Origin of the sequence: Listeria farberi, from assembly GCF_014229245.1 — a bacterium.
GTDB lineage: Bacteria > Bacillota > Bacilli > Lactobacillales > Listeriaceae > Listeria > Listeria farberi.
This window is the reverse complement of the sequence record NZ_JAARZJ010000003.1, coordinates 128,764-143,095: the sequence shown is the minus strand read 5'-3', so window position 1 is coordinate 143,095 and position 14,332 is coordinate 128,764. Positions and strand designations below refer to the sequence as shown.

Genomic DNA, 14,332 nt, shown 5'->3' with positions numbered 1-14,332 from the left:
TTACCCCACCTCTCAACCTTCCTATTATATCTAAAATTGCTAGAAAAACCAAGAGGAATCTTCCAAACAAAAACGCTAACTAAGTAAGTTAGCGTCTTCTTTATTATTTAATTGGCTCTACTGTATTTTCAGTATCGCGTTTTTCTACATTAGATGAATGTGTTTTCATCGATTTTGCAGCTGCTAATTGACGTTCTAGCTCTGTTTTTTCAGCAGTTAATTGTTTTACTTTTTTCTTCATGCCACGTGATTTGGCAATGTTTAAGAAAAAGATAATTAAACAACCAACTAGTACAGAACCTATAATAATTAAAATTAACGGCCACTCAGCTTGAGCAAATAAAAAGTTAACCTCTACTGGGTCTACATTAATAACTGCAAATATCGCAATAATAAGTGCTAAAATAATCCCCACAATTACTTGCCATTGAACTTTGTTTTCTTTCATTCTCTCTCCTCCTTGTAACAATTATCTTATTATTTACCCGTTTCACGTCTATTAAAAACAGCCGAATTTCAATTTATGAAATCCGGCTATTCTTTTTAAACTACAGGTTGTCCATTATTACGTGGTTTTTTCTTTTTGACTGTGCTAATCGGTCCTTTTTTACGTAATTGTCTTGCTTTAAATACGTACCATAATTGCATTGCCATAAAGATGGAGGAGAATACACTGGAAACAAGTCCAACTAGTAAAGCGATGGAGAAGTTAAGAATAGATTCACTACCAAATAATACGAGTGCAAGTACAGTAAAGATAACGGTTAGGATTGTATTAATAGAACGAGTGAAGGTTTGTCGCAACGCTTTGTTAACTGCATCTGCAATTTCTTCTTTCGTCTTAAATCGTTGCATCTTCATGCTAATATCCCGTATCCGGTCGGCGGTGACTATCGTATCATTTATGGAATAACCGATAACCGTCAGAACCGCGGCGATAAAGGTTAAATCAACCTCCAGCCTTGTTACACTAAAGAAGATAAAGATGATAAATGCGTCGAATAGTAAGGACAGAATCGCCGCAATACCCATATAAAATTCAAACCGGACTGCAATATACAGTACAATCAGCACAGAAGCCACACCGAGTGCCCAGAAGCCGTTTTTGGCAAGTTCTTTCCCAACAGTTGGTGAAACGGTACTAATGCTTGGTTCGTGCTTATATTTGTCATCAAAGTAATTTTTAAATTTGGCTACGTCATTTTGGGATAATGTTCCTTTATAAGAAACAACGGCTGTTTTAGACCCTGAACCTTGGAAAACAATATCATCCGATGGCATATCAATCGCATCTAAATCTTTCTTAATTTGCGTTTCTGTCAGTGTTTGATTAGCAGTTACTTCCGCTCGTGTCCCACTGGCAAAGTCAATACCTAAGTTCAATCTAAATATGGAGAGAATAACGATACCGACAATGACAATTGCTGCAAAAATGGATAAGAACAGACGATGATGTTTTACAAAGTCAAAACGGTCAAAGTGTGTTTTTAAGCTAAAGCTATTAATGCCTTCATGTAAGTTATGGATATCTTTTCGTTTAACCGCAAAGAAACCTGGTTTGTTATTAAGCCAATTACTTTTCACGAGTAATCCTAATAAGAATCTTGATCCCCATACAGCTGTCAAGAAGCTGACTAAAATACTAATAATCAATACTGTAGCAAAACCTTTAATGGAACTTGTTCCAAAGTAGAAGAGCACGGCGGCAACGATAAGTGTCGTCAAGTTACCGTCTAAAATCGCACGAAATGCTTCTTTACCACCGACCTCAAAAGCAGCTTTCGTCGATCTACCAACCTTAATCTCTTCTTTTATTCGCTCGTAGGTTATTACGTTCGCGTCAACAGCCATACCTATCCCCAGAATCAAACCTGCAATCCCTGGTAAAGTAAGTGTTGCGTTAAGCAGACTTAATATTAATAGTACTAAATAAGTGTATGCAACTAGTGTGATAGAAGCAATAACACCTGGTAAACGGTAAACAGCCATCATGAAAATAAAGATAGCGATAACACCAATAATTCCAGCTAAAATTGTTTCTTGTAATGCATCTTGACCAAACTGCGCACCAACAGAGGTAGAGTAAACTTCAGTCATTTTCACAGGAAGTGCACCAGAGTTAAGCAATTCAGCTAAATCTTTTGCTTCTTCTGTTGTGAAACTCCCAGAAATTTCTACTTTATCTGTATCTAATACGCTACTTACATTTGGTGCAGATAAGTAAGCTGGATTTTTCTTTTCACGTTCTGTTTTGTATTTTTGTCCTTCTTTCCAGTCTAACCAAATAACTAATTGATTGTCAGGTGCTTCTGCTAGAATAGTTTTTGTTACGCTAGCAAATTTATCTGCGCTTTTTAGTTTTAAAGTAACAATTGGATTATTGCTCGAATCAAAAGCTTGTTTAGCACCGCCTGCAACTAAGTCACTACCATTCATCATCATTTTGTCATTAGCATCTCTAAATGATAATTGGGCAGTAGTTGATAACATTTTTCGTGCTTCTGCTTGGTCAGTTACCCCAGCAAGTTGAACACGAATGCGGTTATTTCCTTCGATTTGAATACTTGGTTCTGCAACACCTAATGAATTGACCCGTTTATCAAGTGAAGTCACTGTATCTGTTAATGTTTGCTTAGAAACAGTTCCTTTACCATTAGCTGGAGACACTTCATATAGAACTTCAAATCCCCCTTGAAGATCTAAGCCAAGATTAATATTTTGCATAACCATTTTTGCGGTACCAAATACAGCACCAAAAATAATTGCAACTACTAGAAAGAAAATAACTATCTTACTCTTTTTTACCATTTCTGTTTCGTTCCTCCCTCATCTAAACCATAACAAATCCCAGTCTAACAACAAATACTTCTATCTTATGTACGAAAAGCAAGCATTTGCTAACAGGCTGTTAATCTTCCACATTTGGTTGAAGCATGCTATCTGCTTGAGAAACATGGTTATTAGATTCTTGTTCAGCTGTTGTCATAATAAACTGCATTAATTGTCCAATTTTCATTTGCATGACATCATTTATTCGTTCATGCAATGCTGGGGCTGGGTTATTCTTCCACTTTTCCTCTGTTAAAAAAGCCCAAATGTGACTAGCCTTGATTTCTCGGTAGCCTAGAATATGAAAATCTTCCACTTTAATTAAAATTGCCGGTTCTAAATCCTCATACCAAGCCGAAAATGTATCCGTCATCAAGTCATCCCCTTTCTTAAACAATAAGCATATTCCCATTTTATCTAAAAAAAGCTTAAATGGAAAGTATAAGCTCTATTTTTTGTGTTTAAAAAATGCCACTCCACCGTTTAAAGGGAAATGGCATTTTTATTTCAAGTATTATTTGTTGTCTTCTACTACTTCAGTGTCATCAGAAGTTGTTTCTGCTACAACTGGATTAGAAACTGTATTACCTTTTTCAAGTACAGTTCTTACTGCATTACGGTCAAAAGTTAATTTGCTGTTTCCGCATTTTAAAATGACTGTGCCATCTTCAATTGCTTCTACAACACCGTGAAGTCCACCAATAGTAATAATTTTATCACCTTTAGCTAAACTGCTTTGCATATTTTGTACTTCTTTTTGACGTTTTTGCTGAGGTCTGATTAGTAAGAAATAGAACAAAACAATCATCAAGATAATTGGTATAAATGTTACAATACCGCCACCCATATTTTCCAACTCCTTTCGATACTTTATATATATTTAGAAATTTTTTGCATCAGGACGATTGAATCCATATTGCTCAAAAAATTCTTCCCTAAAATCAGCAAGTCGATCTTCCATAATAGCGGAACGAACCTGCTTCATTAAGTTTAACAGAAAATGAAGATTATGATAAGTTGTAAGTCTAATTCCAAATGTTTCTTCACAACGAATCAAGTGTCTAATGTATGCACGCGAGTAATTTTTACATGTATAACAATCACAATTTTCATCAATTGGATGGAAATCATGGGTAAACTTAGCATTTTTAATAACTAATCGACCACTAGATGTCATACAAGTACCGTTTCGTGCAATACGTGTGGGAAGAACACAGTCAAACATGTCCACTCCTCGAATTACGCCATCAATTAATGAGTCAGGCGAACCTACGCCCATTAGATAACGTGGTTTATTAGCTGGTAATAGTGGTGTAGTGTGTTCCAAAACTCGGTTCATGACATCTTTTGGTTCACCAACAGACAATCCACCAATGGAGTATCCAGGGAAGTCTAGAGATACTAAATCTTTAGCACTTTGAGCTCGTAAGTCTTCGTAAGCTCCACCTTGAACGATACCAAACAAACCTTGGTCTTCTGGTCTAAGGTGCGCTTTTAAGCCACGTTCAGCCCAGCGTGATGTTCTTTCTACTGATTTTTTCATATATTCATGAGACGCTGGGTACGGGGGACATTCATCAAAACTCATCATAATATCCGATCCAAGCGCATTTTGAATTTGGATTGCTTTTTCTGGTGATAAGAAAAGTTTGTCTCCGTTTAAATGGTTACGGAAATGAACGCCCTCTTCTTTAATATCACGCATTTTACTCAAACTAAACACCTGAAAACCGCCTGAATCCGTTAAGATTGGTTGATCCCAGTTCATAAACTTATGTAGCCCGCCCGCTTCTCGAATAAGTTCTTCTCCGGGACGTAACCATAAATGATAGGTGTTACTTAAAATAATACCTGCGCCCATCGCTTTTAATTCTTCGGGCGACATTGTTTTTACCGTTGCAAGTGTACCAACTGGCATAAACATTGGTGTATCAAATGTGCCGTGTGGTGTATGAATTTTACCGAGACGAGCACCTGTTTGTTTATCTGTTTTAATTAGTTCATAACGAATGGCAGACATGTGTTACCTCTTTCTAATTTACTCTATTCACTAGCATAACGAAAATTACTAATGAAAACAAGCTTTTCTGTTAATTTTTTCGTAATTTAATGAATAAACATTGCATCGCCAAAACTAAAGAAGCGATATTGCTCTTCTACAGCATGATTATAGGCTGCTAAAATTTTTGTGCGGTCTGATAAAGCAGACACGAGCATAATTAATGTCGATTTTGGTAAATGGAAATTAGTAATTAACGCATCTACTGCCTGGAATTTATATCCTGGAGAAATGAAAATATCTGTCCAACCTGATTCTGCAATTAGTTTACCACCATGACGACTCGCAATCGTTTCTAAAGTACGAATAGAGGTTGTTCCGACTGCTACTACTTTTCCGCCAGCTGATTTGATTTTATTAATCCAATCAGCAGATTCTTCTGTTAAACGATAAAATTCAGAATGCATTTTATGGTTTTGAGTATCTTCCACATCTACTGGACGGAATGTACCAAGACCAACGTGCAGAGTTACAAATATTATTTCTACACCTTTGGCACTAATTTGCGCTAATAACTCTTCGGTAAAATGCAGGCCGGCAGTTGGCGCTGCTGCAGAACCATTTTCTTTCGCGTAAACTGTTTGATAACGATCTTGATCTGCAAGTTGCTCTTTAATGTATGGAGGCAGGGGCATTTCACCAAGTTGCTCCAATACTTCATAAAAAATACCTTCATAAGAAAATTCAAGAATTCGGCCACCGTGCTCAAGTTCTTCTAAACAAGTAGCTTTTAAAGCCCCATCCCCAAATGTAATAGTAGCGCCTTTACGAATTCTTTTTGCAGGTTTTACTAAAGTTTCCCAAGCATTGCCTTCTTTTTGTTTTAAAAGTAATACTTCAATATGAGCGCCAGTTTCATCTTTAATCCCATGAAGCCTAGCTGGGAGAACACGCGTATCGTTTAATACTAGTGCATCTCCTTTATTTAAATAGCTAATTATATCAGTAAAATGTTGATCTTTTATCTCACCTGACTCTTTATCAAGTACCATTAGTCGGCTTGAAGTCCGGTCAAGTAATGGGGTTTGCGCAATTAATTCTTCTGGTAAATCAAAATCGAAATCTTCTACTTTCATTCTTTATACCTCTTTTTCATAACTTATTCCTAAATGGTTGTATGCTGTTTCCGTCGCAATTCGTCCTCGCGGGGTTCTTTGTAGAAAACCGATTTGTAGTAAATAGGGTTCTTGCATATCTTCAATGGTTTCTCGCTCTTCGCCAATGCTTGCTGCGATTGTATCTAAACCAACAGGGCCACCTCTAAATGATTGAATAATCGTATGAAGTAGCTTTTGGTCAATCGTATCAAGTCCTCTTGGGTCCACTTGAAGTAGTGTCAGCGCTTCTTTAGCTAATTTTTCAGTAACTGTACCGTTTCCTCTAACTTGCGCAAAGTCACGAACACGCTTCAATAGACGATTAGCAATCCTCGGGGTTCCCCTAGATCGTCTTGCAATTTCACGTGCACCGAGGTCATCGATTTTCGTATCCAATATCCCAGACGTTCTAAGGACAATTTCGGTTAATTGCTCTTCCGTGTAAAATTCCAAATGGTCAATCACACCAAAGCGGTCTCTAAGTGGTGCCGATAAAAGTCCCGCCCGAGTCGTTGCTCCAATCAGTGTAAATGGTGGCAAATCTAAGCGAACAGAACGCGCAGTAGGTCCTGTTCCAATAACAATATCCAAACAATAATCTTCCATTGCTGGATATAAAATTTCTTCAATCGCTCTAGATAAACGGTGGATTTCATCAATAAATAAAACGTCACCTGGTTCTAAACTTGTCAAAATAGTCGCCAAGTCACCTGGGCGTTCAATCGCAGGTCCGCTCGTTGTCTTAATTTCGCTCCCCATTTCAGAAGCAATAACCATCGCAAGCGTTGTTTTACCGAGTCCAGGAGGTCCGTATAAAAGCACATGATCTAGCGCTTCATTTCGGAGCGTGGCAGCTTCAATAAAGACAGTTAAGTTATTCTTTACTTTATCTTGCCCAATATATTGTGAAAGGGTTTGTGGCCGCAAACTAGTTTCAAAAGATACTTCTTCTGCGTCTACCGTTTCACTTGAAATAATTCGTTCATCCATGCCACAAGCTCCTCTCTATTTTGTCATTAATTGCAGTGCTAGTTTGATATATGCATCACTTGTTAAATCAGCTTCTTTAGCCAATTTTGGTATTACTTTTTTAAGTTCACGCGTACTGTAACCAAGGGCTTCTAAAGCTAATACGGCCTCTTCCAATTGCGGGGAAAGCCCAGCAACCATATCGTTTTCTGGAGCAACATAAACTATTTCACTCGCGACAACATCAGCCAGCTTTCCTTTTAAATCGAGAATAATTTGTCGAGCTGTTTTTTTACCGACACTCGGAAATTTGGTTAAATAAACATCGTCCTCAGATTCAATAGCAGAAATTAATGGAACGACATCGCCTGAAGCGATAATAGCTAACGCGCTTTTTGGTCCAATACCAGAAACACTCAATAATTTTTTGAACAGAAAACGTTCTTCTGTTGACTGAAAACCAAACAAAGAAATGTTATCTTCCCTCACATGTTGATACAAAAAGACTTGGGTTTCTGTACCTTCTAATCGTTGAAAGGAAAACGGGTTTCCTGTAATTATTTGATAGCCAATTTGTCCTGTTTCGACAACAATATATTCTGGTGTAATCGTAGTAACTGTTCCTTTTATGTAATCGTACAATTTATTCGTCCTCTCTTCGTTTCACGTCATACATTATATGATAGCATAAAAAGGAACATCTGTACTAGTTTTAGTTCATAAAAGGAAATCGTTTTTTAGTTTACATAATAATATTATCGCCTTCTTAAATAGAATTTATATTTTCCTTGATTACTGAAGCGGAATGGTCAAATGCTTGTTGTTCTTGTTCGTTTAATTTTAAGGAAATAATTTCTTTTACGCCATTTTGGCTTAAAACTGCCGGAACACCGATTGCTAAACCAGTTTGACCATATTCGCCGTCAAGAACACAAGAAACAGTTAGAGCACGTTGACTGCCACTGAAAATATGGCGGCAAATCTCTACAATAGTTCCAGCAATCCCATATTCAGTGCAGCCTTTTTGATGATATATCTCAAAGCCAGTATCACGGGCAGTTTCACCAATTAATTTTAAATCAAGGGATTCTCCGAGTTTTTCCATACTATACTCATTTACTGGTTTACCGTATATAGAGGAATGTGACCAGACAGGAAACTGTGAATCTCCATGTTCGCCTAAAATAAATGCATCGATACTTTGAGCAGCAATATCTAATTTCTCCGCTAATAAACGGCGTAATCTTGTTGTATCAAGCCAAACTCCAGTTCCAAGCACCTGTTCCCTTGGTAGTCCAGATAATTTCCAAACTTGATACGTAATAATGTCACAAGGATTCGTGGCAATTAAGAAAATACCATTAAACCCGCCTTTCATCATTTCAGGGACAATACTTGCCACTATTCTTGATGTGCTTCTTAGCTCGTCTAAACGTGTTTGCCCTTCTTTTAATGGTCCCGCTGTCACCGTAATTACAGCTATATCGACATCTCTGCAATCACTTGCTTCACGAACTGAAATATCCATTTGGCCGGACATAAATGCTGCTGCATCTGCCAAGTCCTTCCGATTTCCTTCCACACGTTCTTTATTTAAATCGACAAGGATTAACTCCTCTACAAATTTTTGATTAACAAATGCGTGAGCCGCAGCGGACCCTACATTACCTGCCCCAATTATCATAACTTTACGTGGTTTCATTTTTATTTCCTCCTCTTGATTCATATAAAACACCCCATTCAGATTGCACAAAAGGGGTGTTTTGACTTAATTTATCTCAGCGTTTGTGTAAACTTCTTGTACATCATCGTCATCTTCTAATGCTTCCATCATTTTATCAAATTGAGTTTGGTTATTTTCCGCAATTTCGTTGTATACAGTTGGAAACATCGAAAGTTCTGCTGTAGCAAAAGTATAACCAGCTTGTTGTAAAGCATCTTTGACATCAGAAAACGCTCCAGGTTCAGTGAACACTTCAAAGACATCATCACTCACTTCTACATCATCTGCTCCAGCTTCAATCGCTTCTAGCATAAACTCCTCTTCATCAACGGTTAAGCCTTCCCTTAGAATAACTAAGTAGCCTTTACGATCAAACATATAGCTGACACTTCCCGTTTCTCCGAGGCTACCACCGTTTTTATTGAAAGCTACACGGACATTTGTACTTGTGCGATTTTTATTATCTGTAAGTGCATGGACAAGCACTGCAATTCCACCTGGTGCATACCCTTCATACGTTACTTCATCATAATTTTCGCCGCTAGTATTTCCAGCAGCTTTATCTATAGCACGTTTGATATTATCATTCGGCATATTGACTGCTTTTGCTTTATCCATTACTAATCGAAGTGACGGGTTCAGATTTGGATCAGGGCCTTTTTTTGCTGCAACGAAAATTTCTCTTGCTAACTTTTGAAATACTTTAGAACGCTTGGAATCTTGTGCATTTTTTCGACCTTGAATATTGTTCCATTTTGAATGTCCTGCCATCTGTTTCACTCCTTTTAGTTTTAGTAAAGCTTTTCTCCTACAAATTTTAACGTAAAAAATGAGGATTCGCAATAAAAAAGTTACCGCAAAAAATTGCGATAACTCTTTATCTAGGTCGTTTGTAAGCGGTGAACGTGATAAGTGCCAAGTTTATTTGCCGTTCCACCTAAAAGTGTAATTTCATCAAGTGCATTTGTAACAAGTGTTTCTTTACCTTCTGAAAGTACATCTATCAAAAAGAAATATTCTCCTAATGAGGTTTTAAGCGGTCTTGACTCAATTTTACTTAAGTCAATGTCACGCCAAGCAAATGTAGATAATACTTTATGTAACGCACCTGGCATATTATTAGGTAAAATGACCGAAATAGAAGTCTTTTCTTCTTCTTTAGGTAATAATATGGAAACTGGCTTGCGACTTAAAACAAAGAATCTTGTTTGATTTAATTCCAAGTCTTGTGCATTTTCTTGAACGATTTCAAGTCCGTACTCACTAGCTGCCATACGAGGAGCAATTGCTGCTACAAGTTCAGTTGGGTTATTACTGACCCATTTTGCCGCATACGCAGTCGAAGGTGTTACTTCACGCTCTACCCCGTAAAGTTCAGCTTGAAGAAAAGTATGGCACTGGGCAAGGGCTTGCGGATGAGACATTACTTTTTGCACAGATTTCCACGATGTTTTATGTGCTGGATGAACCATTAAATGTTGTGCAATAGGTAAAACAATCTCCGCCACTACAGGGACACTTGAAAAATGAAACAAATAGTCTAGCGTAATATTGACGCTTCCTTCAATCGTATTTTCAATTGGAACAACCGCCACGTCCACATCTTCTTTTTCGATTGCCATGATACAATCAGGAATCGTGCTTTTAGCAACCATCTCTTCTTTTGGAAAAGCTTTCGTTGCTGCTGCATGAGTAAAAGATGCTGCTGGGCCTAAATAAGCAATTTTCATTTTCAACTCTCCTTTTTATTGTAGCTAGGAAAAAAGCGTGCGCCAAAAGATTGGCACAGCACTTTGTTTAATCCATAAATTCAAATTCATAATCAAGTAAGCGAACGATATCGCCATCTTTGGCACCACGTTTTCTAAGTGCCTCATCAACACCCATTGCACGAAGTTGACGCGCAAAACGGCTAATAGAAGCATCACGTTCGAAGTTAGTCATCGTGAATAAGCGTTCAATTTTTGCACCGCTAAGTACGAATGTACCATCTGGTTCTCTAGAAATCTCGAAGTCAGGCTCCTCAGCAACATATTTGTAAAGAACTGTATCTTCGTCTTCCTGTTCCAAAATTTCATTAAGTGGAAATTCTGGAGTTGTTTCTAATTTATCTGCAATTGCAAGAAGTAATTCACGTAGACCCGTTTTTGTTACTGCGGAAATCGGGAATACCGGAATATCTTCAGCGATTTTAGTTTTAAACTCTTTTAAATTTTCTTCCGCGTCTGGCATATCCATTTTGTTCGCTACGATAATCTGTGGACGCTCCATTAAGCGCAAGTTGTACTGTTCTAGTTCATTATTAATAGCCACGTAATCTTCAAAAGGTACGCGCCCTTCTGAACCAGACATATCAATGACATGCACAATAACACGTGTTCTTTCGATATGACGTAAGAATTGATGACCTAAACCGACACCTTGGCTAGCCCCCTCAATTAATCCTGGTAAATCCGCCATAACAAAACTACGTCCATCTCCTGCATCAACCATGCCTAAATTAGGCACAATTGTCGTGAAATGATAAGCAGCGATTTTTGGTCTTGCTGCAGATACAACAGATAATAAGGTAGATTTACCAACACTTGGGAAACCAACTAAACCAACATCTGCTAATACTTTAAGTTCTAATTGTACATTTCGTTCTTGCCCTGGCTCTCCGTTTTCAGAAAGTTCTGGAGCTGGATTTGCTGGTGTCGCAAAACGTTTGTTACCACGTCCACCACGTCCAGCTTTTGCAATAACCGCACGTTGACCATGTGCCACTAAATCAGCGATAATCTCTCCAGTATCAATATCTTTCACAATTGTGCCTTGTGGGACTTTGACAACTAAATCTTCTGCACCGCGTCCATGCATACTTTTACTCATGCCGTGTTCGCCATGCTCTGCTTTAAAGATTCGTTTAAAGCGAAAATCTACTAGTGTACGCAAACCTTCATCTACTACGAATACAACGTCTGCTCCTTTACCGCCGTCACCGCCAGCAGGACCACCGTTTGGCACAAATTTTTCGCGACGGAATGCCACCATGCCGTCCCCACCGTTACCTGCTTTTACATATATTTTAACCTGATCTACAAACATAATTTTTATATTCTCCCGTTCCTTAAAAGTCTTATCTTTCATTATAACGAACAAACTATACATCTGTCACTATATTTATTTCTATTTCCAGATATTTATTTCTCCCTCATAATAAAAATGCGCCAAATGTTTTTATACATTTGACGCATCTTTTAACCATTATTTGAAAGCTTGTGCTGCTTTGACTGCTTTATGCCAACCCTCATATAAGTCTTCTCTTTGGTCTTCTTTCATTTCTACTTCAAAACGTTTGTCTAGTTTCCAATGTTTTTTAATTTCATTTTTATCTTTCCAAACGCCTACTGCAAGTCCTGCTAAGAAAGCTGCTCCAAGAACAGTCGTTTCTTTGTTTTCTGGACGTTCTACAGGAACACCTAGAATATCGGATTGGAATTGCATTAAGAAGTTATTAGCAGAAGCCCCGCCATCCACACGTAACGTTTTTAAGCTAATACCGGAATCTTGTTCCATTGCATATAGTACATCGCGAGTTTGATAAGCAAGAGATTCCAATGTCGCACGGATAAATTGTTCTTTTTCGGTACCACGAGTTAATCCAAAGACAGCACCACGAACGTCGGAATCCCAGTAAGGTGCGCCTAAACCAACGAATGCTGGTACAACATATACACCATCACTAGATTCAATCCGGCTCGCATAGTTTTCAGAATCACTTGATTGACGAACCATACGTAAGCCATCTCGTAACCACTGAATAGCAGAACCAGCAACGAAAATACTACCTTCTAATGCGTATTCCACTTTGCCATCAATACCCCAAGCAAGAGTAGTTAATAAGCCATTTTCAGAACGAACTGCTTTTTCCCCAGTATTCATGAGTAAGAAACAACCAGTTCCGTACGTATTTTTAGCCATTCCTTTTTCAAAACAGCCTTGACCGAATAACGCTGCTTGTTGGTCACCAGCAATACCAGCAACAGGAACTTCTTCACCAAAGAAGTGATAAGGCACTGTGTCCGCATATACTTCAGAAGATGGACGAACTTCTGGTAACATTGCTTTCGGGATATTAAGCATTTTTAGAAGCTCATCATCCCACTCTAAATCATAAATATTATAAAGAAGTGTACGAGAAGCATTGGAATAGTCAGTAATATGCGCACGACCACCAGTTAATTTCCAAACTAACCAAGTATCAATTGTTCCGAAAAGAAGTTCTCCTTTTTCAGCACGTTCTTGTGCACCATCTACATGGTCAAGAATCCAGCGTGCTTTCGTACCTGCAAAATACGGATCAATCAAAAGGCCAGTTTTTGATCTGATCGTATCTTCATAACCATCTTTACGAAGTTGCTTACAAATATCTTCAGTTTGACGAGATTGCCAAACAATTGCATTATAAATTGGATTTCCGCTTTCTTTATCCCAAATAACAGTAGTTTCACGTTGGTTTGTAATACCAATCCCAGCTATTTCTTTAGAAGAAATATTTGTTTTAAGTAAAACGCCTGCAATGACAGCTAAAATCGAAGCCCAGATTTCATTGGCACTATGTTCAACCCAACCTGGCTTAGGAAAAATTTGATCAAACTCTTCTTGCGCAACGCCAATTACTTCTCCTTCTTCGTCAATAATCATCGCTCTTGAACTTGTTGTTCCTTGATCCAGTGCTAAAATATATTTCTTTTCCATGTAAAATTCCTCCTCTAGTTTTAAGTACAACGAAAGCCCGAAGACCTTCGCTTGGAGCTAGTTATCATTCTAGCTTATGCTAAGTCTTTTTTCTTGTCGAGTTGCATCGTTAAAATAAGAATTAAAACAAATAATACTGCGAACACCCAGAACCACATTCCTAGTTCGCCGTTAATAATGGCATTATACCCTAAAGCACCTAATGCACCACCCATAATTGGTCCAATAACCGGAACCCATGAGTATCCCCAATCTGAACTACCTTTACCAGAAATCGGCCAAACAAAATGCGCAATTCTTGGTCCAAGGTCACGTGCTGGGTTGATTGCATAACCAGTAGTACCACCAAGAGACATCCCGATAGCTACGATTAACGCACCAACAACAAGTGGATTTAATCCATCTGAAAATGAATTTGCACCTAATGATAGTAATCCAAACACTAGCATAAATGTACCTAATGCTTCACCAAAAAAGTTAGATGTAAAATGACGAATAGCTGGTGCCGTTGCAAAAACACCTAGTTTTGTTGGTTTGTCTTCTGTTTGTTTCCAGTGTGGATAGTAATGTAACCATATTAGCGTTGCCCCGATAAACGCTCCGATAAACTGAGCAAGAATATATGGCAATACGTAATTCCATGGGAAAGCACCTGCAAGCGCCATACCAATAGTTACAGCAGGATTAAGATGGGCCATGCTCATATAACCTGAGACATATACACCCATTGTAACCCCTAGCCCCCAAGCTAAAGTAATAACGACCCAGCCGCCATTCTCTGCTTTGGATCTTTTCAGTGAAACGCCAGCTACTACACCAGCACCTAAAATAATTAGGATGGCAGTACCAATAACTTCACCTAGAAATTGTGTTGCTAAACTTGTGTCAATCATCTTTTCCAACTCCTTCTTCTTG

Annotated in this window: 14 protein-coding genes; all 14 read right to left on the bottom strand. The window is 38.2% G+C overall.

All coding sequences use genetic code 11. The annotated features are described in order from the left end of the window. Positions 1 to 103 precede the first annotated feature (103 nt). The 14 genes from HCB45_RS03825 to HCB45_RS03760 all read right to left on the bottom strand — a co-directional run bounded on the left by HCB45_RS03825 (position 104) and on the right by HCB45_RS03760 (position 14,310). Positions 104 to 448 (bottom strand): LapA family protein, encoded by a 345-nt coding sequence (locus HCB45_RS03825; RefSeq protein ID WP_185318844.1) that lies wholly within the window; start codon positions 446 to 448, stop codon positions 104 to 106. Between the two features lie 95 nt (positions 449 to 543). After that, on the bottom strand, positions 544 to 2,808 hold the full coding sequence (gene secDF / locus HCB45_RS03820) for a protein translocase subunit SecDF (protein WP_185318845.1): 2,265 nt from the start codon (positions 2,806 to 2,808) through the stop codon (positions 544 to 546). Positions 2,809 to 2,908: 100 nt separating this feature from the next. Beyond that, the gene (locus HCB45_RS03815; RefSeq protein WP_185318846.1) at positions 2,909 to 3,202 is read right to left on the bottom strand and encodes a post-transcriptional regulator; all 294 of its coding nucleotides are present in this window, start codon (positions 3,200 to 3,202) and stop codon (positions 2,909 to 2,911) included. Between the two features lie 141 nt (positions 3,203 to 3,343). Further along, on the bottom strand, positions 3,344 to 3,676 hold the full coding sequence (gene yajC, locus HCB45_RS03810) for a preprotein translocase subunit YajC (protein ID WP_185318847.1): 333 nt from the start codon (positions 3,674 to 3,676) through the stop codon (positions 3,344 to 3,346). 33 nt (positions 3,677 to 3,709) lie between these two features. Then, on the bottom strand, positions 3,710 to 4,849 hold the full coding sequence (gene tgt / locus HCB45_RS03805; RefSeq protein WP_185618894.1) for a tRNA guanosine(34) transglycosylase Tgt: 1,140 nt from the start codon (positions 4,847 to 4,849) through the stop codon (positions 3,710 to 3,712). An 86-nt stretch (positions 4,850 to 4,935) separates the two neighbouring features. After that, entirely contained in the window at positions 4,936 to 5,964 is a 1,029-nt protein-coding gene (gene queA, locus HCB45_RS03800; protein WP_185618891.1) for a tRNA preQ1(34) S-adenosylmethionine ribosyltransferase-isomerase QueA, read from the bottom strand. 3 nt (positions 5,965 to 5,967) lie between these two features. Further along, complete coding sequence (ruvB, locus tag HCB45_RS03795) at positions 5,968 to 6,975, bottom strand: Holliday junction branch migration DNA helicase RuvB (RefSeq protein WP_003762401.1); 1,008 nt, start codon at positions 6,973 to 6,975, stop codon at positions 5,968 to 5,970. A gap of 15 nt (positions 6,976 to 6,990) precedes the next feature. Next, a complete protein-coding gene (ruvA, locus tag HCB45_RS03790) occupies positions 6,991 to 7,596 on the bottom strand; it encodes a Holliday junction branch migration protein RuvA (protein WP_185607763.1) in 606 nt (201 codons plus the stop codon). A 124-nt stretch (positions 7,597 to 7,720) separates the two neighbouring features. After that, positions 7,721 to 8,656 carry an L-lactate dehydrogenase gene (locus HCB45_RS03785; RefSeq protein WP_185607764.1) on the bottom strand — a complete coding sequence of 312 codons (936 nt, stop codon included), beginning with the start codon at positions 8,654 to 8,656 and terminating at the stop codon, positions 7,721 to 7,723. A 66-nt stretch (positions 8,657 to 8,722) separates the two neighbouring features. Continuing rightward, positions 8,723 to 9,448: a YebC/PmpR family DNA-binding transcriptional regulator gene (locus HCB45_RS03780; protein ID WP_003762405.1), complete on the bottom strand. Its 726-nt coding sequence runs from the start codon at positions 9,446 to 9,448 to the stop codon at positions 8,723 to 8,725. Between the two features lie 110 nt (positions 9,449 to 9,558). Next, positions 9,559 to 10,407: a prephenate dehydratase gene (gene pheA / locus HCB45_RS03775; RefSeq protein ID WP_185318851.1), complete on the bottom strand. Its 849-nt coding sequence runs from the start codon at positions 10,405 to 10,407 to the stop codon at positions 9,559 to 9,561. A 67-nt stretch (positions 10,408 to 10,474) separates the two neighbouring features. After that, positions 10,475 to 11,764, bottom strand: a complete 1,290-nt coding sequence (gene obgE, locus HCB45_RS03770; protein WP_185618888.1) for a GTPase ObgE — start codon at positions 11,762 to 11,764, stop codon at positions 10,475 to 10,477. 159 nt (positions 11,765 to 11,923) lie between these two features. After that, positions 11,924 to 13,417, bottom strand: coding sequence for a glycerol kinase GlpK (gene glpK / locus HCB45_RS03765; RefSeq protein ID WP_185318853.1), 1,494 nt, complete (start codon positions 13,415 to 13,417; stop codon positions 11,924 to 11,926). A gap of 74 nt (positions 13,418 to 13,491) precedes the next feature. Continuing rightward, entirely contained in the window at positions 13,492 to 14,310 is an 819-nt protein-coding gene (locus HCB45_RS03760) for an MIP/aquaporin family protein (protein WP_185318854.1), read from the bottom strand. Positions 14,311 to 14,332 lie beyond the last annotated feature (22 nt).